We start from the raw sequence: 24778 nt of genomic DNA on the forward strand, positions 1-24778 counted from the left end.
GGGGCGCGGCATGATCAACACGGCGGAGGACGCGGAAATGAGACGCGTCTCGTGTGGTTAACCATGCCTTCAATGCAGCCTGCGATGCTCTCGCGGGTTGATGACAGGGGCGGCAGGCCACGGTGCGGCGGCCAGCCAGCACGGCGAGCGGCAGGAGAGTGAGGCGGCGATGGCTCAGACAGGACGCATCGTTCCCAAAGGCACGGCGGGAAGCGGCACGGCCCGACATGGCGCGGTCAGGGCTGACTGGCTCGCGACCCTCGCCCCGCCCGACGCTGCCGCACCATTTGGCAGCGGCATTCCCGAAGGGCTCTCGGCGATCGACCACGCTCTCGCCAACGGCATCGCCACCGTGGCCGAGGCGCTGTCGGCGCTCGACCGCGCCGCCGGCCTGCTCGATGACCAGCGCTGGCTGCTCGAGAGCCTGGCCGATCCGCGCGCGACGGGCGAGGAGCGGATCGCCGCGATGCGCGGCTTCGGCACCGCCCGCCTCAGGCTGCGCGGCGTGTGCAACGGCGTCGCGCTGCTCGACGGCTCCGCGCCGCGCGGCCTGCGCGTGATCACCGGCCTCGACGGCGGGGCGATCTACGTCGCCTCGCATGACATCCGCCAGAGCCTTGCCGCGATCGCCGAGGCGCCCTCGGCCCGGCTTGCCGCCGCGATGCTGGTACCCACCGGGCCGCTCGCCGAAGCCCGCCGGGCGGTGCTGTTCGCGCAAGGCAGGCTCGCGGCCGACCAGCGGCGGCTGCGCAACCGCCAGAGCCTCAACGCAGCACTCGCCGTCGCCGCGGGGGATGACGAGGTGCCGCCGCGGCCGAGCCTGCTGCAGCGGCTTGCCGCCCTGTTCCGTCCACGCGGGGCGGAGCAATGACACTCGCCGACGACGATCTGCGCCTGCCCTCCGTCGAAGCCTTTGCGCGTGCCGCCGATGGGCTGCTTGCCGCGGGCGCAGACCCGCTGGCCCGGCGCCGCGCGCTTGCCGACCAGCAGGCGCTCTGGGGCCAGTTGCTGGGCGATGTCGCGGCAGCGGGCGAAGCGATGCCGGAGGATGTGCGCGAGGACCTGCTGAAGCTCGCCGCCGTCGTGCTCGGCGATCTCGAGGAGGTCGAGCCCGATCTCTCGCTGCACGTCACCGTCAACAGGGCGATGCGCGACGGCCTCGCCGACGGCTGAGCCGTCTTGCCAGGGCCGGGTGGTGCGGCGAAGGTCTCGCCATGCACCGCACCGACATCATCGTCATCGGCGCCGGCATCGCCGGTGCCTCCGTCGCCGCAGAACTTGCCGCCGCCGGGCGCAGCGTTGTCCTGCTTGAGGCCGAGAGCACGCCCGGCTACCACACGACAGGGCGTTCGGCAGCGCTCTGGATCCTGAACTACGGGCCGCGCGACGCGCGCATCCTCACCGGCGCGAGCCGCGGCTTCTTCGAGACCCCGCCCGCGGGCTTCGTCGACCATCCGCTCACCCACCGCCGTGCCGTGCTGAACCTCGCCCCGGCGGGGCAGGAGGCGAAGCTCGCCGCGATGCTGGCGGAAGGCGAGGGGATGCGGCCGCTGAGCGAGGCCGAGGCGCGCGCGCTGCTGCCGGCGATCAGGCCGGGCTATGCCGTGGGCGCGGCGATCGAGGAGGATGCGTTCGACATCGACGTCGCCGCCCTGCACCAGGGCTATCTGCGGATGCTTCGCGCAGCCCATGGGCAGGTGGTGACCGATGCGCGGGCGGACGCGATCGGCCGCCGCGGCGGCGCGTGGGAGGTGGCGACGCCGGCCGGTGCCTTCGCCGCCCCCGTGCTGGTCGACGCCGCCGGGGCCTGGGGCGATGTGGTGGCACGGCTGGCCGGCGTCGCGCCGATCGGCCTAACCCCGATGCGGCGCACGGCGCTGCTGGTGGACGGCCCGCCTGGGCATGATCCGGCGACGTGGCCGCTGGTCGGCGATGTGGCGCACAGCTGGTACGCCCGGCCAGAGGCGCGGCGGAAGCTCATGCTTTCCCCGGCAGACGAGACGCCGATGGAGCCGCATGACGTGCAGCCCGACGAGCTCGACCTGGCACTCGCGATCGACCGTGCCCAGGCGGCGCTCGACCTTCCCGTGTCGCGGATCGAGCATCGCTGGGCGGGGTTGCGCACGTTCACGCCGGATCGTTCGCTGGCGATCGGCCCTGCGAGGGGCGAGGACGGGTTCTTCTGGATGGCAGGCCAAGGTGGCTACGGCATCCAGACCGCCCCTGCCGCCGCGAAGCTCTGCGCCGCCCTGGTGCTCGGCCGCGACCCGGCTGCGCTGGGGCTCGCCGAGGCCGCGCGGCTGGCGGATCCGGGGCGCCTGATCGCGTAGCGCCACACGGCACGGCGCGTGCTATGTCGCCCCGGAAGCGTGGAGTTCAGGGCAGGCCGGGCGCTGCTCTGGACACAGAACCTGCCGGGGGACCGATGAGCATTCACGTCGCGCTGACGCACAAGACATCCTATCGCTATGACACGCTCGTCACCCTCGGGCCGCAGACCATCCGCCTCCGCCCCGCGCCGCACAGCCGCACCCCCATCCTCTCCTACAGCCTCACCGTTTCGCCCAAGCCGCATTTCCTCAACTGGATGCAGGACCCGCAGGGCAACTTCCTCGCCCGCGTCGTGTTCCCCGAACGCGTCGATCATTTCGACGTCACGATCGACCTCGTCGCCGACATGGCGACCATCAACCCCTTCGACTTCTTCCTCGAACCCGAAGCCGAGAACACGCCCTTCGCCTATGACGCGATCCTCGATCAGGAACTCGCGCCGTTCCGCAAGGTCGAGGCGCCGGGCCCGCTGCTCAAGGCGTTCCTCGCCACCATCCCGCGCGAGCCGCAGCGGACGGTGGATTTCCTCGTCGGCATCAACGCCAGGCTCGCGGCCGACATCGCCTACATCGTCAGGCTCGAGCCGGGGGTGTGGACGCCGGAGGAGACGCTTGCCAACAAGAAGGGCTCCTGCCGCGACACGGGCTGGCTGCTCGTCCAGGCGCTGCGCCATCTCGGCTTCGCCGCGCGGTTCTGCTCGGGCTACCTGATCCAGCTCGTCGCCGACCAGAAGCCGGTCGACGGCCCAGCCGGCCCGACGGCGGACTTCACCGACCTGCACGCCTGGTGCGAGGTCTACCTCCCCGGCGCAGGCTGGGTCGGGCTCGACCCCACCTCCGGGCTGTTCGCCGGCGAAGGCCACATCCCGCTCGCCGCCACGCCTGATCCCATTTCCGCCGCGCCGATCACCGGCCTCGTCGAGAAGGCTAAGACCACCTTCGACGTTGCCATGAGCGTTGCCCGGGTGGCGGAAACGCCGCGCGTCACCAAGCCCTATACCGACGCCGAGTGGCAGGCGGTGGAGCGGATGGGCGCGCTGGTCGACCGTGCCCTGACCAATGGCGGCGTGCGCCTCACCATGGGTGGCGAGCCGACCTTCGTTGCGGCCTCGGATCGTGATGCGGCCGAATGGAACACCGATGCGCTCGGCCCCACCAAGCGGCGCATCGCGGGGCATCTCCTCCGCCGTCTGCACGGGCTCTGGTCACCGGGCGGGGTGCTGCAATACGGCCAGGGCAAGTGGTACCCGGGCGAGCAGCTGCCGCGCTGGTCGCTCTACAGCCACTGGCGCACCGATGGCGAGAAGGTGTGGCGCGACCAGGCGCTGCTCGCGTCCGACGATGATCGCGGCACCGCGACCGCAGCCGATGCCCGACGCTTCGCCGAACGGCTGGCCGAGCGGCTGCAGGTCGACCCCGGCTGCGCCATGGCGGCGCATGAGGACACGCACTACTACCTCTGGCGCGAGCAGCGGCTGCCTGCGAACGTCGTCGTCGAGGACGCCAAGCTCGCCGACCCGATGGAGCGTGAGCGGCTCGCCCGCGTGTTCGCACAAGGCCTCGGCGCCGATGTCGGAACGGTGTTGCCGCTCAGGCGCATCGATGCCGGCGGTGCCCGACGGTGGCAGAGCGGCAAGTGGTTCATGCGCGCCGGCCCGATGTTCCTGATCCCGGGCGACAGCGCGATCGGCTATCGCCTGCCGCTCGAGGGCCTGCCCTGGGCGAGCGCTGCCGCGATCGACGCCGAGCCGCCGCGCGACCCGTTCGCCGAGGGCCTCGCCCTGCCGCGCCGCGCGACGCTCGGCCGCCCGGCGGGCCTCGCGCAGCGCATCGTCGAACAACGCGTGCCGGAGCCTGGGCGAGAGGAGCCTGACGTGGTCCGCACCGCGCTGGTGGTCGAGCCGCGCGGGGGCATGCTGCACATCTTCCTGCCGCCCGTGACGCGGGCCGAGGACTGGCTCGACCTCATTGCCGCGATCGAGGAGACGGCGGCGGAGGCAGGGCGCCAGGTGTTCCTCGAAGGCTACCTGCCCCCCTCGCACCCGGGGCTGACGCATTTCTCCGTCACGCCCGACCCAGGCGTCATCGAGGTGAACGTCCATCCCGCCGACACATGGGACGAGCTCTCGTCGCGCACCGAGGCGCTGTACGAGGAAGCGCGCCAGGTCGGCCTCGCTGCCGAGAAGTTCAACCTCGACGGAAGGCATGTCGGCACGGGCGGCGGCAACCATGTCGTGCTCGGCGGCGCGACGCCTGCCGAGAGCCCGTTCCTGCGCCGGCCTGACCTGCTGAAGTCGATCATCGGCTTCTGGCACAACCACCCGTCGCTCTCGTACCTGTTCTCCGGCCAGTTCATCGGCCCGACGAGCCAGCACCCGCGCGTCGACGAGGCGCGGTCCGACAGCATCTACGAGCTCGAGATCGCGATGGGGCACGTCCAGGCGGGCGGCGACGCCCCGCCGTGGATGACCGACAGGCTGTTCCGCAACCTGCTCATCGACGTCACCGGCAACACGCACCGTACCGAGTTCTGCATCGACAAGATGTTCGATCCCGGCAGTGCGTCGGGGCGCCGCGGCCTTGTCGAGTTCCGCGGCTTCGAGATGCCGCCCCATGCGCGGATGAGCCTGGTGCAGCAACTCCTGCTCCGCGCCGCGGTCGCTGCCTTCTGGGCCAACCCGTATGAGCGGCGGCTGGTGCGCTGGAACACCCGCCTGCATGACCAGTTCATGCTGCCCCATTACGTGGCCGAGGATTTCCGCGATGTGCTGGAGGAGGTCGCCGAGCACGGCTTCGCGCTCGACCCTGCCTGGTTCGCAGCCCACCAGGAGTTCCGTTTCCCGAAGATCGGCGGCATCGCTGTGCGCGGCATGGAACTCGAAATCCGCCATGCGCTCGAGCCCTGGCACGTGATGGGCGAGGAGGCGACGGCGGGGGGAACCGCGCGCTACGTCGACAGCTCGGTCGAGCGTGTGCAGGCGAAGGTGACCGGCTGGGTCGATGAGCGGTTCGTGCTCGCCTGCAACGGCGTCGCGGTGCCGCTCGCGCCGACGGGGGCGGAGGGAGAGTTCGTCGCCGGCATCCGCTTCAAGGCCTGGCAGCCGCCCTCGGCGCTGCACCCGACGATCAAGGCCCAGGCGCCGCTGGTGTTCGACGTGTACGACACCTGGTCGGGCCGCGCGCTCGGCGGCTGCACCTATCACATGTCGCACCCCGGCGGGCGCGCGCACGAGGTGTTCCCGGTGAACGCCAACGAGGCTGAGGCGCGCCGGCTCGCGCGGTTCTTCCCGATGGGCCACACCCCCGGCCCCATCCCACCGCCGCGCGGGATGGACAGCGGCACGGCTGGGCGCGAGCACCCGCGCACGCTTGATCTGCGACGCTTCGCCTGATGGCGAAGCGCGGTGACCTGCGACGCTTCGCCTGATGGCGAAGCGCGGTGACCTGCGTCGCTTCGCCCGACGGTTGCAGAGCCGGTCCCTTCGCAGCGGGGCAGGTTCGTCTAGACTGAGCGCATGACGCCCGACTCCGCCCTCTCGTCCCACGCTAGGCTTCCGCCCTTCTGGGACGAGATGGTCGACGGGCGCGGCGGCATACGCCCGCATTGGCGCCCGATCGTCGGCATGCTCGCCGGCCTGCCGCAGGGCGGGCTGGCGGAGCGCGCGCGGCGGCTCGACCGTGCCTTCGAGGAAGAGGGCGTCGTCACCATCCTGCCGGCCGATCCGGGGCAGGGGCCGGCGCAGCGCCCCTGGCGGTGCGACCCCGTGCCGATGGTGCTGTCGGCCGCCGAGTTCGCCACGCTCGATGCGGGCCTGTCACAGCGCGCGACGCTGCTGTCGGAGGTGCTGGCCGATCTCTACGGGCCGCAGCGCCTGCTCGCCGCAGGCCTGATCCCGCCCTCGCTGGTGTTTGCCAATCCAGGCTTCCTCCGCCCCTGCCGCGCGCCGACACCGCCGGTCCGGCCGATGATCCACCTGATCGCGGCCGATCTCGTGCGCACCCCGCGTGGCGAATGGCAGGTGCTGGCCGACCGTACCGGCGCGCCGAACGGGGTGGGCTTCGCGCGCGAGAACCGGCGGATGGTCACGCGCGTGATGCCGGAAGCCTTCCGCGCCGTGCAGGTGCGCCAGCTTCGCCCGTTCTTCGACCACTGGGTCGACAGCCTGCAGCGCGCCGCCCCTGCCGGTGCCGAGAACCCCAGGCTTGCGTTGCTGACGCCCGGTGCGGCGCATGAGACCTGGTTCGAGCATGTGTTCCTGTCGCGCGAACTCGGCTGCGCGCTGGTCGAGGGGGCCGACCTCACCGCCCGCGACGGCCAGGTGTTCCTCAAGACGCTGAAGGGGTTGCAGCGGGTCCACGTCCTGCTCCGCCGCGTCGAGGGCAGGCTCGTCGATCCGCTGGAGCTTGCCTCCGACAGCGCGCTTGGCGTTCCCGGCCTGCTCGATGCCGTGCGGTCAGGCGGGGTGCGGGTGGTGAACGACCCGGCGAGCCACCTGGCCGAGGCGCCGGCGCTTGCAACCTTCCTGCCGAGGCTTGCCGAGCATCTCCTCGGCGAGCCGTTGCGGCTGCCGAACGTGCCGACGCTCTGGCTCGGCGACCCCGCCGCCGCCGCCGCCGTTCTCGCCGCGCCCGAACGGTGGATGATCCGCCATGCCCTCGATGGCATGGCCCCGGCGCAGCACCCCGCCGAGATGGCGGAGGCTGCGCGCGAGGCGCTGATGGCGCGCATCCGCGCCGCGCCGCAGCGCTATGCCGCGACCGAGGCGGTGCAGCCCTCCGCCGCCCCCGGGCTCGGCGCGCGCGGCACGCTCGACAAGGGGCTGGCACCACGGCCGCTCGTGCTCAGGCTGTTCGCGCTCGCCGATGGTGCCGGGCAGTGGCAGGCGATGCCTGGCGGGCTTGCGCGGCTGATCGAGGATGGCGACAGGCTGACGGGGCGCCTCCCGAAAACCGGGGTCGCAAAGGATGTGTGGGTGTTGAGCGAGGACCGCACCGACATCGTGGGCCCTGCTGCCTTCGCGCTGCCGCCGCTCGCCATCCGCCGCGTCTCGGGCGAGCTGCCGAGCCGGGTTGCCGATGATCTCTACTGGCTCGGCCGCTATGTCGAGCGGCTGGAGAACGCCGCGCGGCTGATCCGCGCCGTCATCGCGCGGCTTTCGCGCGGCTGGCTGCTGCCGCGTGACCTTGCCGAGTTGCGCGCGCTCGCCCGCTGCCTGGCCGAGGCTGGCCTCGTCGAGGCGGAGCTCGCCGCCGCGCAGCCCGACGGCCCGGCGCTGCCGCGCGCGCTCATCGAATTGTGCCGGCCGAACAGGCCGATCGCGCGCCTCCTCGACAACGTGAACCGCCTTACGCGCGGCGTGCGCGACCGGCTCACCTCCGACATGTGGGCGACCATTACCCACCTTGCCGCCGAGGCGCGGGAGAAATCGGCCAAGGCCTGCGAGGGGCTGGAGGAGCTGAACGAGGCGGCGGGCGCGATCATCCGCTTCTCGGCCGGCGTCGCGGGGATCGCTGCCGAGAACATGGTGCGCGGCGGCGGCTGGCTGTTCCTCGATCTCGGCCGGCGGATCGAGCGCGCCTCGCACACCGCGCGTGACCTCGGCTTCGCGCTCGACCAGCCACTGCCGCGCGTCGAGGCAGGGCTCAGGCTCGCGATCGAGCTTTGCGACAGCGCGATCACCTACCGCAACCGCTATCTCTCGGTGCTCCAGCCCGCCCCCGTGCTCGACCTCGTGCTGGCCGACCCGACGAACCCGCGCTCCGTCGCCTACCAGCTCGAGGCAGTGGCGAGCCGGCTGGCCGAGGTGCAGGGGATGGCCGAAGGCGATCTCGCGCGCGCCGCGGGCGGGCTCCGCGCCGAGGCCGAGGCGATGGTCGAGGCCGTCGCGCGCGCCGCGGAGCCGGCGGCCGAGGCGGTGCGGCTGCCCGTGCGCCTGGCCGCGCTCGCGAGCCAGGTGGGGTCGCTCTCCGATGCAATCGCGCGGCGCTATTTCAGCCACGTGCAGACGTCACAGGCCGTCGGCGTCGGCGAGGAGCAGGCCCAAGGATGAGCATGCGCCGATGAGGTATCGCGTCACGCACGTCACCACCTATGCGTACGGCGAGGTGGTGGACCTGGCAGCCCACCTGCTGCACCTTTCCCCGCGTGCGCTGCCGGGGCAGGTGGTGCTTGCCGCCGCGCTGACCGCCAAGCCCGCCCCTGTCCGGATGAATACGGGAATGGATCATTTCGGCAACGATGTCACCTGGATGTTCATCGAGACGCCGCACGACACGTTCCGCGTGACGCTCGATGCCGAGGTGGAGGCCGAGTTCGCGCCACCGCCGCCGGCCAATGCCACGATGCCGTGGGAACGCGTGGCGGCGATCGCCGCGCATGCCGGCGGCGAGGGGTGGCGTGCCGCCGAGTTCGCGTGCGGCAGCGCCATGGCGCCGGAGGATGACGCGGCCGGCGCCTATGCGAGCGACAGCTTCCCGGCCGGGCGGCCGATCCTTGCCGCGCTCCTCGACCTCCAGGGGCGGATCAAGCGCGACTTTGCCTTCCGCACGGGTGTCACCACCGTCTCGACGCCGATCGCGCAGGTGCTCGCCTCCCGCGCCGGCGTGTGCCAGGATTTCGCGCACGTGATGATCGCGGGGCTGCGCCGCCTTGGCCTGCCGGCGCGCTATGTCTCGGGCTATGTGCGCACGCGGCCGCGGCCAGGGCAGAAGCGGCGACAGGGGGCTGACCAGTCGCACGCCTGGGTCGGGGCCTGGCTTGGGCCCGAGCATGGCTGGGTCGACCTCGATCCGACCAACGACATCATCGTCGCCGAGGAGCATGTCGTACTCGGCTGGGGGCGAGACTACGCTGACGTGTCTCCTCTCCGCGGCGTGCTGCTGGGCGGCGGCGCGCACGCTCTCTCCGTCTCCGTCGACCTTGACCCGATGCAGGAGGAATTCGCCACGTGAAGGTGCCTTCGTTCGATGACGTGATGGCGGCACGGGAGCGGCTGCAGGGCCGCATCGTGCGCACACCGATGCTGCGCAGCCCGGTGCTCGACGCAGCGCTGGGCGCGACGGTGCTGGTGAAGCCCGAGCCGTTGCAGCGCACGGGCTCGTTCAAGCTGCGCGGGGCGACGAACAGGATCGCGCAGATGACGGAGGCGGAACGGAAGGGCGGCGTCGTCACCTACTCCTCCGGCAACCACGGCCAGGCCTGCGCTGCCGCCGGCAAGGCCTTCGGCGCGCCCGTCATCGTCGTGATGCCGTCCGATGCGCCCTCGATCAAGGTCGAGAGCACGAAGCGCTGGGGGGCGGAGATCATCCGTTACGATCGCGAGAAGGATGACCGCTCGGCGATCGCCGCGCGGCTGTGTGCCGAGCGAGGTGCCACGCTGGTGCCGCCCTTCGACGATGCCGACGTGATCGCCGGCCAGGGCACGGCGGCGCTCGAGCTCATCGAGGATGCGAAGGCGGCGGGGCTTCGCCTCGATGCGCTGTTCGTCTGCACCGGCGGCGGCGGGCTGCTCGCGGGCTCCGCGCTCTCGGTCGAGGGCGCAGGCAAGGGAGCTGCGGTGATCGCGGTCGAGCCCGCGGGCCACGACGACCATGCACGTTCCCTTGCCGCCGGCGAGCGCGTGACGAACGCACCGGGCGGCAGCCTGCTCTGCGATGCGCTGCTCGCACCGACGCCGGGCGAACTCACCTTCACGGTCAACAAGGGCCGCGTGCATGGGGCGGCGGTGGTGACCGACACCGACGTGCTGCGCGCGATGCGTTTTGCGTTCGACCACCTGAAGCTCGTGGTCGAGCCTGGCGGGGCCGTGGCGCTGGCCGCCGCCCTCTACGGCAACGTCAGCCTCAAGGACGCCGTGGTCGGCGTCATCGTCTCCGGCGGGAATGTCGATCCGTCGGTCTTCGCCCGCGCGCTGGCCGCATGAAGGAACCACCACGATGATCAGGGACTGGCTCGGCTTCCGCTCGACGCTGCGCACCGCCGTCGGCCACATCACCAAGGTGCATCCGGAGTTGATCAAGGGCTTCGGTGCGCTGAACCACGCCTCGAAGCAGACGAAGCATCTCGACGCCAAGACGCGCGAGTTCATCGCCCTCGGTGTCGCGATCACCACGCATTGCGAGGGCTGCATCAACGCCCATGTCGAGGCCGCGCTGAAGGCGGGCGCGACGAAGGAGGAGATCGCCGAGGCGCTTGGCGTTGCGATCGCGCTCAACGCCGGGGCCGCGCTCACCTATGCCGGCTACGTGATGGATGCCGTCGAGGCGCACACCGCGATCAAGCAGGGCACCTCGCCCTAACCGACCTCCTCCATCCCCGCGACGGCGAGGATGGTGGCGAGGGCGGTGCGCATGCCGCGGAGGGATTCTTCCGGCTCCAGATCGATCCACTCATCGAGCGAATGGACGCGTCCCCCGCGCCCGCCGGCGCCAATCTTGAGCGCGGGGATGCCGAGGCTCATCGGGATGTTCGCATCCGTCGAGGAGGCCTCGAAGCTCGGCGCGTAGCCTTCCGCGGCGACCGAGGCCCAGGCAGCCTGGGCGATGTCGCTCTCGGCCGCCGTTTGCCCGGCGGGGCGGTCGCCGATCCGCTCCTTCTCGACCGTGATCGCGCCTGACCGCGTGCTGCGCGCGGCGTTCTCCGCCGCGACCGCGCGGTCGATGATCGCCATCACCTCCGCCTCCAGCGTGGCGAGATGCGCGGGCGAGCCGGAGCGGAGGTCGAGCTGCATCGTGATCGCATCGGGGATCGCGTTGATCGAGGTGCCGCCGGAGACGATCGCGACGCAATGGGTCGTGTTGGTGCCCGGCGGAACGGCGACGGCGCCGATCGCGCGTGCGGCATCGGCCATGGCGTAGACGGGGTTCACGAGGCCAAAGGCGGAGAAGCTGTGTCCGCCCGGGCCGTGGAAATTCACCTTCCAGCGGCGCGAGCCGATCGCGCCATTGCAGATGCGTGCGACATCGGGGCTGTCGACCGAGAGGAAGCCGCGGATGCGCGCACGGTGGCGGCCTTCGGTGAACAGGTGCCGCACGCCGCGGAGGTCGCCGATGCCCTCCTCGCCGACATCGCCGACGAACAGGATGTCATGCCGCGTGCGGATGCCGGCCTCGTCCAGCGCGCGGAGGAAGGCGAGGTTGGCGGCGAGCGAGAGCGTGTCGTCGCCCACCCCGGGGGCGAACAGTTTCGTCCCCTCGCGGCGGACGCGCACGTCGGTGCCGGCGGGAAAAACCGTGTCGAGATGGGCGGCGACTACCAGGATGTCACCATTGCCGAAACCGCGGCGAAGCCCCATCGCGTTGCCGATCGCGTCCTGCTCCACCTCGTCGAGACCGTGCGCGGCGAGCATGGCGAGATAGGCATCCGACCGTGGCTTCTCGCCGAACGGCGGGGCCGCGATCTCGGTCAGGCGCACGACGTCCTCGACCATGCGGGGATGGTCACGGCGCATCGCCTCGCAGGCTACGGCGAAGCGCGGATCGGCGCGGATGGTGGCTACGGTCTCGGCAGGGGTCATGGCTTTTCCCGCCCGCGCGTATCGGGTGGGCGGCAGGTTCTCGACTTGAGGTCGTAACGGCCGGCGAGATCGTCACGCGTCTGGGCCGGGTGCAGCGGCACGTCGAGCAGGTAGGTCGCGCGCCCGATCAGGTGGCTCGCGACCGGTGCGGTCAGCAGCAGGAAGGCGATGCCGGCCACGGCGCGCACGGCCGTGCCGAAATCGCCGAGGCCGAAGGCGACGGCGAGGAACAGCATGCTGCCGCCGAGCGTGCCTGCCTTCGAGCTCGCATGCATGCGCATCATCGCGTCCGGCAGGCGCCACACGCCGATCGCGGCAACGAGCGCGAAGGCGGAGCCGCCGAGCATGAGGGCAGCGACCAGGAGCTCAATCATCGGCATGGTCCAGCGGCGGCGGGTTCGCCTGGTCTGCGCGACGGAAGGCAACCCACTCGACATAGCGCGCGAACGCCACCGTCGAGAGGAAGGAGACAAGCGCCATGACGAGGGCGAGATCGAGATAAGCGGTCGCGCCGGTTTCGAGCGCATGCAGTGCGGCGGCGCAGATGCCGATCAGCGCGAGCATGTCGAGCGCGACGATCCGGTCGGGCAGGTGCGGGCCGCGCACCAGCCGCGCGAAGCCGATCAGGAATGCGGCGGAGAGCATCACCCACGAGGCCGTCATGGCGATGTCGATGAGTGCCGTCATCGCAGCACCTCGAGCAGCCGCGCCTCGAAATTGTCGCGGATGTCGGCGATCACCGCGTCGGGGTCGTCAAGCAGCATGACGTGGACGTAGAGGGTCGAACGGTCGTCGGAGACATCGATGCTCATCGTGCCGGGCGTCAGCGTGACGAGATTGGCGAGCGTCGCGATCTCGACATCGCGCGTGGCGGTCAGCGGAACGGCGATGACGCCCGGCCGCGCGGTGATCGTCGGCGACAGCACCTGCCGCGCCACCTGCCATGCGCTGACGACGAGGGCCTTCGCGTAGAACAGCGAGAAGGAGAAGCCGGCGATGGTGCGGCGGAAATAGCTTCCCTCGAGCGTGCCCCAGAGATGCCGCGTGAGCCAGAGGGCCGCGAAGCCGGCGGCGAAGCCTGTCGCGAGCGCCCATGGGCTGAACGTGCCGAAGGCGCCGCACCAGCCGAGCATGAGCATCAGGTTCAGCACGAGAAGTGCCGGCGCGCCGGGCTCCTTCGCTGGTGACCGGTTGGTCATGGCAACGCTCCCAGCACGGCGGCGGCATAGGCGGCCGGGTCACCGAGTTCCGCCGCCGCCCGTTCCGCTACCGCAAGGAAGGGCTGCGCGAAGAGGCCGATCACGATCGTGCAGGCGGCAAGTACGGCGATCGGCACCGTCATCGCACGCGGCGCGGTTGTGACCGTGATCGCACCATCCGGGTGCGGCTTCCAGAACGCCTCGCCCCAGATCTTGGTCATCGAGTAGATGGTCAGCAGGCCCGTGACGAGGGCGGCGGCCGCGATCCACCAGCCACGCTCGTCGAGTGCCGCCTTGATCAGGATGAACTTCGCCCAGAAGCCCGAGAGCGGCGGAAAGCCGGCGAGCGAGAAGGCCGGGATGAAGAAGAGCATGGCAAGCCACGGGGCCGCGGCATAGAGCCCGCCAGAGCGCTTCAGCTCCATCGACCCGGCCAGCCGCTGCGCGACGCCGGCGATGAGGAACAGGTTCGCCTTCACGACGATGTGGTGCACCAGGTAGAACACCGCGCCGACGAGCGCGAGCTTCGTGCCGATCGCCAGCCCCATGATCATGTAGCCGATCTGGCTGACGATGTGGAACGACAGGATGCGCCGCCACTCGTTCTGCGCCGCCGCCCCGAGCACACCGGTGACCATCGTCAGCCCCGCGGTCCAGAGCAGCACGCCGTGGATCCACGCAGGGTCATGCGTGAAGATGAGCGTCACGACGCGCATCAGCGCATAGACGCCGACCTTCGTCAGAAGCCCCGCGAACACGGCCGAGACCGAGACGAGGGGCGTGTGGTAGGCGGCCGGCAGCCAGAAGAACAGCGGGAACACGGCGGCCTTCATGCCGAATGCCGCCATCAGCATCATCGCCGCCGCGTTGAGCACGCCGGTGTTCTCGACCCGCGGCACGACGCGCGCGAGATCGGCCATGTTGAGCGTGCCGGTCAGCCCGTAGATCAGGCCGACCGAGAACAGGAACAGGCTGGTCGCGACCAGGTTGAGTGCGACGTACTTCACCGCGCCATCGGTCTGCGCCTTGGTTCCCCCGATCACCAGCAACCCGAACGATGCGATCAGCAGCACCTCGAACCAGACATAGAGGTTGAACAGGTCGCCGGTGACGAACGAGCCGCACACGCCGGCCAGCAGCACGTGGCTCAGCGGATGGAAGAAGGCGCGGCGATGTTCCTCGGCGATCTCGGCGGTCGCGTAGACGAGGCAGGCAAGCCCCGTGATCGCGGCGATCAGCGTCATCACCGCACCCAGCGTGTCGACCGCGAGCGTGATGCCGAAGGGCGCATCCCAGGCCGAGGCCTGCACGACGACCATGCCATCGCGCCACACCGCGCCCATCAGCAGCACGGCATCGGCCAGCAGCAGCGCGGCGAAGCCGAGCGAGAGTGCCGTCTGCGCCTTCGGCCGCGCGTGGGCGAGCAGCGTCACCGCGCTTGCGGCAAGCGGAATGAGGATGGCGAGTGCGGCGAACCAGCCGTTCATGGCGTCCGCTCCGGCTCGGCGACGCGCATCTCGTCGGTGCGCACGGTGCCGAGCCGCTCATGCGCCTTCCAGGCGAGCACGAGGGCGAAGGAGAGCAGGCCGAAGCCGATCACGATCGCCGTCAGCACCAGCGCCTGCGGCAGCGCGTTGGCGGCGGCTGCCCCGAGCACGACTTCGCCCTCAACCACGAGGGGGGGCGCTTCGCGCGAGAGCCTGCCGGCGACGAAGATCGAGAGGTTCACGCCGTTGCCGAGCATGGCGAAGCCGAGCAGCAGGCGGACGAAATTGCGCGACAGCATCAGCCACACCGCGACCGCGACGAGGATGCCGACGAGGATGGCGAGTGCGGGTTCCATGGCTCAGTGCGGCTGGTGTTCGAGGGCGGCGACGAGCGCGACGACGCTGCCGAGCACGACGAGGAACACCCCGATGTCGAACAGCAGCGGCGTGCCGAGCGGAACATAGGCGCCGCCGCCGAGATCGATCTTTGCCCAGAGTGCTTCCATCGCCGGCAGGCCCGCGAACGCCGAAGGAACGATCGACAGCAGGGCCAAGGCAAGCCCGAGCCCGGCCACGGCGATCGGCGGCAGCACGAGCATGCGGCGGGCAGCGACGGGCCCGAAGGCGATGCCCTGCAGCGCAGCGGCCGAGGCAGCGACGAGGCCGGCGATGAACCCCCCGCCCGGCTCGTTGTGGCCGCGCCAGAGCAGGAACAGCGCCAGCATCAGCAGCAGCGGGGCAAGCGCGCGGGTGGCGGCGCGCAGGATCAGGCTGTTCATCGGCCCTTCCCCTCGCCGCCGTCGGGCGCCCTGCCGCCATCGGGGCCCCTGCCGCCATCGGGCTTGCGCGCGGCCCGCATCATCACCGCCAGCGCGCCCATCGCCGCGGCAGCGACCACCGTGATCTCGCCCAGCGTGTCGAGCGCGCGGAAATCGACCAGGATCACGTTGACGACATTCCGGCCAAGCCCTTCGGGGACCGACTGGGCAGCGAACCATTCCGCCAGCCGCATATCGAACGGCTCCGCGAGCACGCCGAGCAGCAGCAGCGAGACGAGCGTTCCCATCACGCCCGCGATGCCGAGGTTGAGCCAGCGCGGCCCGTCACCGTCAGCCGACAGGCGGAAGCCCGGAAGCCGGATCAGGATCAGTGCCAGGATGACGACGACGAGCGTCTCGACCATGAACTGGGTGATCGCGAGGTCGGGCGCGCTGAACAGCATGAACAGCATGGCGACGCCAAGCCCGACCATGCCGAGTGCCGTGACGGCGAGCAGCCGCGTCGTCGCCGCCGCCGTCACGATCGCGGCGGCGGCCGTCAGCGCGATCACGGCCCACTCGATCACACGGCCCGTGTCGGTGAGGCCGGCGAGCGCGAAGCGGCCCCGGAACGCCGAGGCGATCACCATCACCGCGATCACAACGAACGATGCGGCAACGTAGCGATGCAGCCGCCCCGACTGGATGATCCGCGTCTGCCACCCTGCGAGTGCCGCGAGGCCCGCGAGCACGTGGTCGTATCCGCGATCGGGGCCGCGCGCCAGGATCGGGTCCGCCCGCTCGCGCCAGGCCGCACCGTATCGCCGCCAGGCGATGAACAGCATCGCACCGGCCGCGAACGTCGCGAGGGTGAGCATGAACTTCCAGTCGAACGCCTTGAACAGCGTGATCTCGAGCGTCGCCTTGGTGCCGAGAACGGCTGACGCGGCAGGCGCGATCAGCCGGTCGGCGGCAAGCTGCGGCACCATGCCGAAGATGAGGCCGAGGCCGCCGAGCACGACCGGGCCTGCCAGCATCGTCCACGGCGCCTCGTGCGCCTTGGCGGCGGCGTCGGACTTCGCGCCGAAATACGGAGAGATGCCGGCAATGGCCGCGACCGCGAACAGCATCGCGTTCGCCACTGTCGCTGCCGTCAGCGTCAGCCCGATGTTGTCGGCCACCTTGGCGGTGCCGATCATCTCCTTCGCCACCCAGCCGAGGCCCGCGGGAAGCCCCGCCATCGAGACGGAGGCAAGCGCTGCCGCGGCGAAGGTGACGGGCATCGCCCGCATCAGGCCCGAAAGCTTCGTCAGGTCGCGGGTGCCGGCCTCGTGGTCGATGTTGCCGGCCACCATGAACAGCGCGCCCTTGTAGAGCGCGTGCACGAGCAGGAAGGCCATCGCCGCCGTTACCGAAGGCTCCTGGCTCGGGGCCAGCAGGAACACGAGCGTGCCGAGGGCCGAGACGGTGGTCCAGGCGAGCACGAGCTTGAGGTCGGTCTCGAGCAGGGCGAACACCGCGCCGAGCAGCATGGTGATCGCGCCGATGATGCCGAGGCTGTAGAGCCAGAGCTCGCTGCCCCCAAGCGCCGGCTCGAGTCGTGCGAGCAGGTAGACGCCAGCCTTCACCATCGTCGCCGAATGCAGGTAGGCGGAGACGGGCGTGGGAGCTGCCATCGCGCCGGGCAGCCAGGAGTGGAAGGGGAACTGCGCGCTCTTGGTGAAGCAGCCGAGCAGGATGAGGATCAGCGCGGGTGTGTAGAGGGGGCTGTCCTGCAGCCAGGATTGCGCGAGCGCGATGTCCGACAGCTCCCATGACCCGCCTGCCTCGGCGAGCAGGATGAGGCCGGCCAGCAGGCAGAGCCCGCCCGTGCCGGTGATCAGCAGCGCCTGCAGCGCTGCTCGCCGCGCGGCGGCCTTGCCCGATTCGAAGCCGACCAGCAGGTAGCTCGTGAGGCTCGTCAGCTCCCAGAAGACGAACAGGGCAAGGATGTTGTCCGACAGCACCACCCCAAGCATCGCGCCCATGAAGGCGAACAGGATCGCGAAGAAACGGCCGAGCTGCGGGTGCCCGTGCAGGTAGCCGCCCGCGTAGAGGACGACGAGCGTGCCGATGCCCGTGATCAGCAGCGTGAACAGGGCCGAGAGCCCGTCGAGCGCGAAGGAGAGCGAGGCTGAGAGGCCCGGCACCCAGGGGGTTGCCTCGATCCGCCCCGGGAAGGCCTCGCCGAGGTTGGCGAGCGCCCAGAGGAACAGGCCGGCGGGAACGAGCGCGAACAGGAACACCGCACGCTCACCCAGGCGGGCGACCAGGAAGGGAGCGGCAAGGGCGGCTGCAAACGGGGTGAGGACGACGGTCAGCATGAGGTGGCCGGGCCGAACACGGGTGCGTGCCTCTCCAGCGCGCAGCATGCGGCGATCGACAGCTGGTACCCCCGGCGCATCGCCTTCCCCCGTTGGCGCGCCAAACTCTCCGCAAGGCAGCGGAGTGGCGCGGAAACGCAGGCGGCGGCCCCAGCCGCACGACCTACACGAACGCACCCGATATATGCATCTCACGCATGGCGATCAACCCGCCATGGCGCGGCGGCTGATCCCGGGGGCCTCATGCCCCACCCTCGTGCCCCTGCATGACGCACCCGTCACGCTGGTGTGTTTCATCAAGGCTTAAGCCATCCCCGTCATCGTGCGCGTTGGCCGGGGTGGTGATGCCACCCGGCAAACGAGGCATGGGCGAAGGATGAGCGGGAAGAAGGGCAAGGAGAAGGACGGCGGCACCCTCGTCATCAAGCGCGAGGAGGGTGGCGAACACGGCCACCATGGTGGCGCGTGGAAGGTCGCCTACGCCGATTTCGTCACCGCCATGATGGCGTTCTTCCTGCTGATGTGGCTGCTCAACGCCACGACACAGGAACAGCGCCTCGGCATCGCCAACTATTTCGCGCCCACGAACGTATTCGGCGCCGGCGAGAGCGGCACGGGCAGGCCGTTCGGCGGCAACTCGCCAGTCGATGACGGCTCCCTCGTCGGCCGCGCCGGCACGCCTACCGTCGAACAGCAGGCGCAGGGCGGCCCGCCGCCGCAGGACGAGACGACGGAGAGCAGCGGCGAGCGCGAGGCGCGCGCCGACAATGCCGGCGACAAGCCGCAGCCGCATGTGACCGGCGGGCATTTCGCCAACCCCCGCGCCGTCGGCTCAGGCGGCGAGGACGCGACCGATCGCGGTGCCGCAGACCGCGACGGCTCGGCCGCGGCGATCGCCGCGCGCGTGGCCGCCGAGGAGGCCGCCGCGGCTGAAGGCCAGGCGCTCGACCAGGCTGCCGAGGCGATCCGCCGTGCGGTGTCCGACGACCCGGGCCTGCGCGAGCTCGCCCGCCAGGTCGCGGTCGATGTTACGCCCGAGGGGCTTCGCGTGCAGCTGCTCGACGCCGAGCGCCAGTCGATGTTCGCCTCCGGCGGTGCTGCGCCGTCGGACCGCGTGCGGGCGCTGCTCGCGCGCATCGCGCCTACGCTGGCTGCGATCGGCAACCCCGTCACGATCGTCGGTCATACCGACAGCGCACCGTTCCGCTCAGGCAGCGGCGTGACGAACTGGGAATTGTCGGCCGACCGCGCGAACGCCACGCGCAGGCTGCTCGTCGAGGGCGGACTGCCGGAGGACCGCGTGCGGTCCGTCACCGGCGTGGCCGACCGCGAGCCGCTGCTGCCGGCAGACCCCCGGGCGCCCGCGAACCGGCGCATCGGCATCCTGATCCAGCGGGCGCACCAGGCACCTGCGCCCGGCAACGGCGGCTGAGGAGGGCGCGATGCTCACGATCGTCGGGTTCGTCTTCCTGCTGGTGATGGTGTTCGGCGGCTACATGCTCGCCGGCGGCAAGTTCGGCATCATCGTCAAGGCGCTGCCGTTCGAGCTGATGATGATCGGCGGTGCCGGCATCGGCACGGTGCTGATGGCCAACAACATGCACGGCGTGAAGCACATCGCCGGCGGCTTCGGGAAGGTGTTCAAGGGCGCATCGTTCCACAAGACCGACTATGTCGACCTGCTCTCGCTGCTCTACTTCTTCGTGCGGCTGGCCAGCACCAAGGGGGCGATGGCGCTCGAGCCGCACATCGAGAAGCCAGAGGAAAGCGCGGCGTTCCAGAAATTCCCCAAGATCATGAAGAACCACCATGCGGTGGTGCTGATCTGCGACTATCTGAGGATGGTCGGCATGCACGCCGACGACCCGCACCAGATCGAGGACATCTTCGCGCGCGAGCTCCGCAAGATCGCGCATGAGGAGCTGCATCCCTCCCACGCCATGCAGACGCTCGCCGACGGCTTCCCCGCCATCGGCATCGTCGCGGCCGTTCTCGGCGTCATCAAGACCATGGGCTCGCTGAACGAGCCGCCGGCCGTGCTCGGCAAGATGATCGGCGGCGCGCTCGTCGGCACCTTCCTCGGCGTCATGCTCGCCTACTGCCTGATGGGCCCGCTGGCGTCCCGGCTGAAGGGCATCGTCGAGGAGGAGATGAAGTACTACGAGGTGATCCGCGCCGTGCTCGTCGCCCACCTGCACGGCAACGCGCCGCAGGTCGCCGTCGAGACCGGGCGGAAGATGGCGCCGTCGGAGTTCATGCCCTCGTTCCAGGAGCTCGAGCAGGCCCTGCAGGAGCTGCAGATCCCGACCTGAGACCCCGAGCCCAGACAGCAGCGGCCCTTGACCACGCGCTATGGGACGGCGAGCGTGCCCACATGACAGAGATCCCGCCCGACCCAGTTCACGACCCAGTTCACGACCCAGTTCACGACCCAGTTCACGACCCGCTTCACGACCCGCTGCCCGCACCGTTCCACGCCCTGTTCGACTTCCGCCTGCTCGAATGGCGCGCCGGCCACGCCAGGCTCCAGGCAACGGCGGGGCCGGAGCACATGAACCGCGCGGGCGTCGTCCATGGCGGCGTGGTGCTCGCGCTGATCGACCAGGCAGCGGCCTATGCCGGCCTCCACTGTACCGTGCCGGGCAACGCGCGGCGCGGCATGACGCTCTCGCTCGCCACCCAGTTCACGGCCCCCGTCATGGGTGGTGCGATCGTCGCCGAGGCCGAGGTCATCGGCAGCGGGGCGAGCACGTTCTTCACCCGCGTGGTGGTGCGCGACGCGGCCGGCACCGTGGTGGCGACAGGGCAGGGCACGCATCGCTGGCGCCGCGGCAGCGAGACGGCGGAGGGCATGCCCGTCGCGCCGCAGGGCTGACGGTACGGGATCGAATCCTCACAAAAATTGTGGGAGAAAAATCCTGCAACTTCTGATAGCCATCTCTCCAGCCGACGCACCCTGCGATCGGTACAGGAAAACGTACTGTCGATGCTGCGCCCCCGAGCCCGTCGGCCGTCGCTCTTCTCGCGCGACGCCGTTCTCATCCTCCTGTCGGTCCTGATCCCCGCCGTACTTCTGGCAATCGCACTCGGCGATTCGTGGCGCGGCGCCACGCTGCTGGCCAGCCAGCGCGTCGAGCGGACGGCAGACACGATGCACCAGCATGTGTTGAAGGTCTTCGAGACGCAGGACCTCGCACTGGACCGGGTCGCCGACTATCTGGCAGCGCGCGATCCGGGCGCGATCCATGGGCCAGAGCTTGGCGCGATGCTGGAGGCGATCACCGGCAAGCTCGAGCATACCGTCTCGATGTGGGTGTCCGACGCCGAAGGCGCAGTCATTGCTGCCAGCCATTCCTTCAACCCCGCCAATCGCCTGACGGTGCACGCGTTCTGGCGGCGGCTGCGTGACGGCGACGTCGGAACCGTGATCGGCGACCCGTTGATCGGACGTACCACGGGCCTTCGCTCCTTTCCCGTCGGCCGCCGCCGTCCATCGCAGGACGGAACGTTCCATGGAACGATCCATGTCGCGCTGATGACCGACTATTTCAGTCGCGTTTTTGCGCGCCTCGCCGCGGAGGCGCCGCTCGATGCCGTGCTGACGCGGAGGGACGGCACCGTGCTCGTGGCATACCCGCCGGGAGCGGCGATGACGCCGCCATCGCGGTTCTCGGTCGTGCGCGACATGCAGAACCACGACGCTCGTCTCACCTTCTCGATTCCCGAGCGTGTCGTGCGGGATGGATGGATCGAGGACGCACGACGGATCGGGATCGCGAGCGGTGCGGCCTTCCTTGCACTGGCCGCGGCCGCGGCACTCGCGCTCAGGCAGTCGCGCGCACGGCTGTTGGCGCTCGAAGCCCTCCGGCACGAGATCACCGTGCGCACGGAAACGGAAGAGAAACTTCGCGATGCGGTGCGGCTCGAGGCGATCGGGCGCATCACCGGCGGCGTCGCGCACGACTTCAACAACCTGCTGACGACGGTGATGGTCAGCCTTGACCTGATCGAGGCGCGGGCAAGGCTTGACGGACAATCGGCAGCGCATCTCTCCAGCGCCCGCCAGGCGGCGGAGACGGGCGCGCACCTCGTTGCGAGCCTGCTCGCCTACGCGCGTGGCCAGGTGCTGGCACCAGCCCCGCACGACGTTGCGCGGCTTGTCGAAGGGATGCTGCCGCTGATGCGCAACGCCGCTGGCCACGGCATCGCCATCACGTTCCGCCACGTCCCCTCCCTCGCTCCCTGCCTCGTCGACGCGGCGCAGATGCATTCTGCTATGCTGAACCTCGTGGTGAACGCGCGCGACGCGATGGCCTCGGGCGGCAGGATCGCGATCACGATCCATCCCGCCACGCTCGATGCCGCCGCACTCGCCGGCAACGCCGAGGCACAGCCGGGGCCCTTCATCGCCGTGACCGTCACCGACACGGGGGCAGGGATCGCGACCGAGCACCTGCCGCGCGTGTTCGAGCCGTTCTTCACCACCAAGGCCATGGGCAAGGGAACCGGGCTAGGCCTCGCGCAGGTCTTCGGGTTCGCGCGGCAATCCGCCGGGCATGTGCGGATCGAGAGCACACCGGGTGCCGGCACGCGCGTGACGATGTTCCTGCCCATGACCGATGCGCCGCCGCTGGCCGATGCGCCGCCCGTATCGCCCGAGACAGGGGCTGCCTCGATGCGAATCCTGCCGCCGCAGCCGCCCCCTGCCGAGGCGCCGCCGCCGACGGTGCCAGCGCCACGCCAGGGGCGTATCCTCGTCGTCGACGACAACGCAGCGATCCGCGACCTCGCGCGACGCATCCTCACCGATGCCGGCCATGACGTGACGATGTGTGACAGCGGAGATGCCGCCGTGGCGCTCATCGATGCCGGGACGCAGTTCGACCTCCTGCTCTCCGATGTCGTCATGCCAGGCGAGCGCGACGGCCTCGCGCTCGCCGCCCATGCCACGGCAGTCACGCCGGGCGTGCCGGTGGTGCTGATGTCGGGCTACATGCCGGGGGTGGAAGGGCTTGCCCGCACCGCCGGATGGTTCATTGCCAAGCCGTTCTCACGCCGAGCGTTGCTCGATACCGTCACGTCGGCGCTTGACCGTGAGACCGCGGCGGCCCGGACGTGAGCCCGCCTAGGCGTGCGCGGCGAGGATGCGTTCCGCCGTGTCGGGGCCCGTGAGAATCTCGACCAGGCGCGCGAGATCGATTCGCCCGATCCTGTCAGCCGGCGCGCCCTGGGGCGTTGACGCCGCCAACGCCGCGATCGTATCGGCTGCGCGACGAATGGCGAGCTGGAGGTCATCGGCAGGCCCGAGCCTGCGCGCCGCGGCCGTCATCGCCGAAGCCGCCCGCGCCGCCGCCTCGAGCCCCTCGAGCCCCGCCGGGCCGCCACCGGCCCCGAGCCCTTCGGCGTGGATGCGCGCGATCGGTGCGGCGAGCTCGGCCGAGAGGCATTCGGGAATGCGTCGCCGAAGCACCGCGGCCATCTGCCCCTGCACGTCGAGCAGGTTGTCGCGCCGGTCGACCTGCCAGGTGCCGATCTCGTTGCCCGCACGCTCGATCGCCGCCACGGCCTCGGTCACCGCCTCCTGCTGCACCTGGTGCGGCAGCAGCGCGAGCGTCGCTGCCTCGGGCAGTTGCGCGGGAAGCTCTGCGAGGTAGCTGTCGAGGGAGGCGGCAAGGCGCCGCTCCGCCTCGCCCCGCTTCGACCGGCCTGCCGCCTCGCGCAGCAGCCCGACGACGGGGCCTGAGGCCATGAAGCGACGCATCAGGATCAATCCCGCGCGGGCGAAGCAGTCAGCCGACAGGCGCTCGGCTTCGGCAAGGAGATCGCGCGCGCGCGGCTCGATCGCCGCCCAGGCGTGCGTGGCACCGCGCGGGCTCTCGCCGAGCAGCGCGGCAAGCGGTGCGGCGATGCGCAGCGTCTCGCCGAGTGCCGCAAGGCTGCTGCGGAAATCCGCCTCGCGCATCGGCAACGACAGGCCTGTCGGCAGCGCTCCCGTCGCCGTGGCGGACAGGCATGAGGACGCAGCGGGCCACAGTACCGCCCCCGCCTCGGCGACGGCGGCGGTATCCTCCATCGTCGCACCCGCGAGGCGGCGGCGGATCTCCTGCCGCGTGGTGGCCGGCAGCGCATCGGTGACAAGGCCGATCGCCGTCGTCATCACGCTGCGCGGGACCGAGAGGCTGCCGCGACGCCACACATCCGGCTCGACCAGCAGGTCCTCGATCGGATGCGCGAGGACGCGGCCGAGCGAAGCGGGGCGGCGGACGATGTCGCGCATGCGGTTCAGGCGTGGGCGCATCGGGGCGATCAGCGCATCGGCCTCGCCGCGGTCGGGCAGCCTGTCGATCAGCGCGACGATGGCGCTGATCGCCTCCGGCCGCGCACGCGCGATGCGCGCCGTAAGGTCGGCCAGTGTCCTGCGGTCGAGGCCGTGGGAAGCGCCGGTCATGCCGCTGCGACCCTGAGGCGCTCGAGCGTCGCCTGGTCATTGGCGCCGGCTGTGTCGCCGTTCAGCCTGCGCCAGGTGCGGCGGACCGTGGCGCGCATCGCCTCGTTCGCCGCGGCCTCGGCCGGCACGGGCGGGGTGGCGGCGGCGATCGCCCGCCAGGCGCGTGCCTCGTCCACCTCGCCATGGCCTTCAGCCTCGTCCCAGCGCGCGACGATCGCGGGCCAGCCATCGAGCACCCAGGCGGCGCGATCGAGCTGCAGCGCCGGGGCATCCGGATCGGAGGCATTGCCGAGGATCGCAGCCTCCACCGCGTCGCAGGCGGCGAGCAGGGGGGCGAGGGCCGCGTCGGCGATCTCGGCAGTCGCCGACGCTGCCTGGGCGACGAACCTTGCCTCCTCCGCGGCAATCGCGCCGTCCAGCGCTGCGGCATCCTCGGCTGCGGCGGCGAGCTGGCGCAGCCGCTGCGGCAGGGCTGCCAGCCGCGTGGCTGCGGCGTTGACCGGGGCGAGGCGGGCGAGGGCCGGCAGAAGGTCGGTCGGGGCAAGGCCAAGCCGCGATGCCGCGGCGGCGATGGCTGCTGCCTCGCGGCGCAGCAGCGCTGCTTGGCTGCTCTCGCCGGCCGTGCCGTGCCCGGTGCCGAGGAGAAGCCGTTCGAGGGAGGCGCGCGCCTCGCGGGTC

Annotated in this window: 22 protein-coding genes; 12 read left to right on the forward strand and 10 right to left on the reverse strand. The window is 70.8% G+C overall.

Annotation, left to right across the window (positions count from 1 at the left end; translation table 11 throughout):
- The first annotated feature begins 169 nt into the window (after positions 1–169).
- The 8 genes from Q0C38_RS11690 (at position 170) to Q0C38_RS11725 (ending at position 10628) form a co-directional block, all read left to right on the forward strand.
- A complete protein-coding gene (locus Q0C38_RS11690; RefSeq protein WP_291297268.1) occupies positions 170–871 on the forward strand; it encodes a hypothetical protein in 702 nt (233 codons plus the stop codon).
- The gene (locus Q0C38_RS11695) at positions 868–1173 is read left to right on the forward strand and encodes a flagellar biosynthesis regulator FlaF (RefSeq protein ID WP_291297269.1); all 306 of its coding nucleotides are present in this window, start codon (positions 868–870) and stop codon (positions 1171–1173) included. The genes Q0C38_RS11690 and Q0C38_RS11695 overlap by 4 nt, the downstream gene beginning before the upstream one ends.
- A 41-nt stretch (positions 1174–1214) precedes the next feature.
- Positions 1215–2330: an FAD-binding oxidoreductase gene (locus Q0C38_RS11700; protein WP_291297270.1), complete on the forward strand. Its 1116-nt coding sequence runs from the start codon at positions 1215–1217 to the stop codon at positions 2328–2330.
- A 95-nt stretch (positions 2331–2425) separates the two neighbouring features.
- Positions 2426–5722: a DUF2126 domain-containing protein gene (locus tag Q0C38_RS11705; RefSeq protein ID WP_291297271.1), complete on the forward strand. Its 3297-nt coding sequence runs from the start codon at positions 2426–2428 to the stop codon at positions 5720–5722.
- Between the two features lie 123 nt (positions 5723–5845).
- A complete protein-coding gene (locus tag Q0C38_RS11710) occupies positions 5846–8380 on the forward strand; it encodes a circularly permuted type 2 ATP-grasp protein (protein ID WP_291297272.1) in 2535 nt (844 codons plus the stop codon).
- Positions 8381–8390: 10 nt separating this feature from the next.
- On the forward strand, positions 8391–9281 hold the full coding sequence (locus Q0C38_RS11715) for a transglutaminase family protein (protein WP_291297273.1): 891 nt from the start codon (positions 8391–8393) through the stop codon (positions 9279–9281).
- A gap of 23 nt (positions 9282–9304) precedes the next feature.
- A complete protein-coding gene (locus tag Q0C38_RS11720) occupies positions 9305–10252 on the forward strand; it encodes a threonine/serine dehydratase (protein WP_291297293.1) in 948 nt (315 codons plus the stop codon).
- A 13-nt stretch (positions 10253–10265) separates the two neighbouring features.
- Entirely contained in the window at positions 10266–10628 is a 363-nt protein-coding gene (locus Q0C38_RS11725) for a carboxymuconolactone decarboxylase family protein (protein ID WP_366937259.1), read from the forward strand.
- On the opposite strand, the gene Q0C38_RS11730 is transcribed toward Q0C38_RS11725, so the two are convergent.
- Genes Q0C38_RS11730 through mbhE form a run of 8 tightly spaced genes read right to left on the reverse strand, consistent with a single transcriptional unit; the run spans position 10625 to position 17652 of the window.
- Positions 10625–11845, reverse strand: coding sequence for a M20/M25/M40 family metallo-hydrolase (locus Q0C38_RS11730; RefSeq protein WP_291297274.1), 1221 nt, complete (start codon positions 11843–11845; stop codon positions 10625–10627). The two genes, Q0C38_RS11725 and Q0C38_RS11730, sit on opposite strands and share 4 nt — an antisense overlap.
- Positions 11842–12225 carry a monovalent cation/H(+) antiporter subunit G gene (mnhG, locus tag Q0C38_RS11735; protein ID WP_291297275.1) on the reverse strand — a complete coding sequence of 128 codons (384 nt, stop codon included), beginning with the start codon at positions 12223–12225 and terminating at the stop codon, positions 11842–11844. The genes Q0C38_RS11730 and mnhG overlap by 4 nt, the downstream gene beginning before the upstream one ends.
- Positions 12212–12532, reverse strand: coding sequence for a cation:proton antiporter (locus tag Q0C38_RS11740; RefSeq protein ID WP_291297276.1), 321 nt, complete (start codon positions 12530–12532; stop codon positions 12212–12214). The genes mnhG and Q0C38_RS11740 overlap by 14 nt, the downstream gene beginning before the upstream one ends.
- Positions 12529–13044 (reverse strand): Na+/H+ antiporter subunit E, encoded by a 516-nt coding sequence (locus tag Q0C38_RS11745; protein WP_291297277.1) that lies wholly within the window; start codon positions 13042–13044, stop codon positions 12529–12531. Before Q0C38_RS11745 ends, Q0C38_RS11740 begins: the two co-directional genes overlap by 4 nt.
- A complete protein-coding gene (locus tag Q0C38_RS11750) occupies positions 13041–14531 on the reverse strand; it encodes a Na+/H+ antiporter subunit D (RefSeq protein ID WP_291297278.1) in 1491 nt (496 codons plus the stop codon). Before Q0C38_RS11750 ends, Q0C38_RS11745 begins: the two co-directional genes overlap by 4 nt.
- Positions 14528–14887, reverse strand: a complete 360-nt coding sequence (locus Q0C38_RS11755) for a Na+/H+ antiporter subunit C (protein WP_291297279.1) — start codon at positions 14885–14887, stop codon at positions 14528–14530. The genes Q0C38_RS11750 and Q0C38_RS11755 overlap by 4 nt, the downstream gene beginning before the upstream one ends.
- 3 nt (positions 14888–14890) lie before the next feature.
- Positions 14891–15310, reverse strand: a complete 420-nt coding sequence (locus Q0C38_RS11760; protein WP_291297280.1) for an MnhB domain-containing protein — start codon at positions 15308–15310, stop codon at positions 14891–14893.
- A complete protein-coding gene (gene mbhE, locus Q0C38_RS11765) occupies positions 15307–17652 on the reverse strand; it encodes a hydrogen gas-evolving membrane-bound hydrogenase subunit E (RefSeq protein ID WP_291297281.1) in 2346 nt (781 codons plus the stop codon). Before mbhE ends, Q0C38_RS11760 begins: the two co-directional genes overlap by 4 nt.
- Before the next feature lie 376 nt (positions 17653–18028).
- Here mbhE and Q0C38_RS11770 point away from each other — a divergent pair, with 376 nt between their 5' ends.
- The 4 genes from Q0C38_RS11770 to Q0C38_RS11785 all read left to right on the forward strand — a co-directional run bounded on the left by Q0C38_RS11770 (position 18029) and on the right by Q0C38_RS11785 (position 22771).
- On the forward strand, positions 18029–19084 hold the full coding sequence (locus tag Q0C38_RS11770; RefSeq protein ID WP_291297282.1) for a flagellar motor protein MotB: 1056 nt from the start codon (positions 18029–18031) through the stop codon (positions 19082–19084).
- 10 nt (positions 19085–19094) lie between these two features.
- Positions 19095–19964 (forward strand): flagellar motor stator protein MotA, encoded by an 870-nt coding sequence (motA, locus tag Q0C38_RS11775; RefSeq protein ID WP_291297283.1) that lies wholly within the window; start codon positions 19095–19097, stop codon positions 19962–19964.
- A 62-nt stretch (positions 19965–20026) separates the two neighbouring features.
- Positions 20027–20527: a PaaI family thioesterase gene (locus tag Q0C38_RS11780; protein ID WP_291297284.1), complete on the forward strand. Its 501-nt coding sequence runs from the start codon at positions 20027–20029 to the stop codon at positions 20525–20527.
- A 111-nt stretch (positions 20528–20638) separates the two neighbouring features.
- A complete protein-coding gene (locus tag Q0C38_RS11785; protein WP_291297285.1) occupies positions 20639–22771 on the forward strand; it encodes an ATP-binding protein in 2133 nt (710 codons plus the stop codon).
- A 6-nt stretch (positions 22772–22777) separates the two neighbouring features.
- On the opposite strand, the gene Q0C38_RS11790 is transcribed toward Q0C38_RS11785, so the two are convergent.
- Positions 22778–24100 carry a hypothetical protein gene (locus Q0C38_RS11790; protein WP_291297286.1) on the reverse strand — a complete coding sequence of 441 codons (1323 nt, stop codon included), beginning with the start codon at positions 24098–24100 and terminating at the stop codon, positions 22778–22780.
- Positions 24097–24778 (reverse strand): hypothetical protein (locus Q0C38_RS11795; RefSeq protein ID WP_291297287.1); only part of this gene is annotated, 682 nt, incomplete at its 5' end. The genes Q0C38_RS11790 and Q0C38_RS11795, both read right to left, overlap by 4 nt.

Source organism: Elioraea sp. (genome assembly GCF_022842375.1).
Lineage (GTDB): Bacteria > Pseudomonadota > Alphaproteobacteria > Acetobacterales > Acetobacteraceae > Elioraea_A.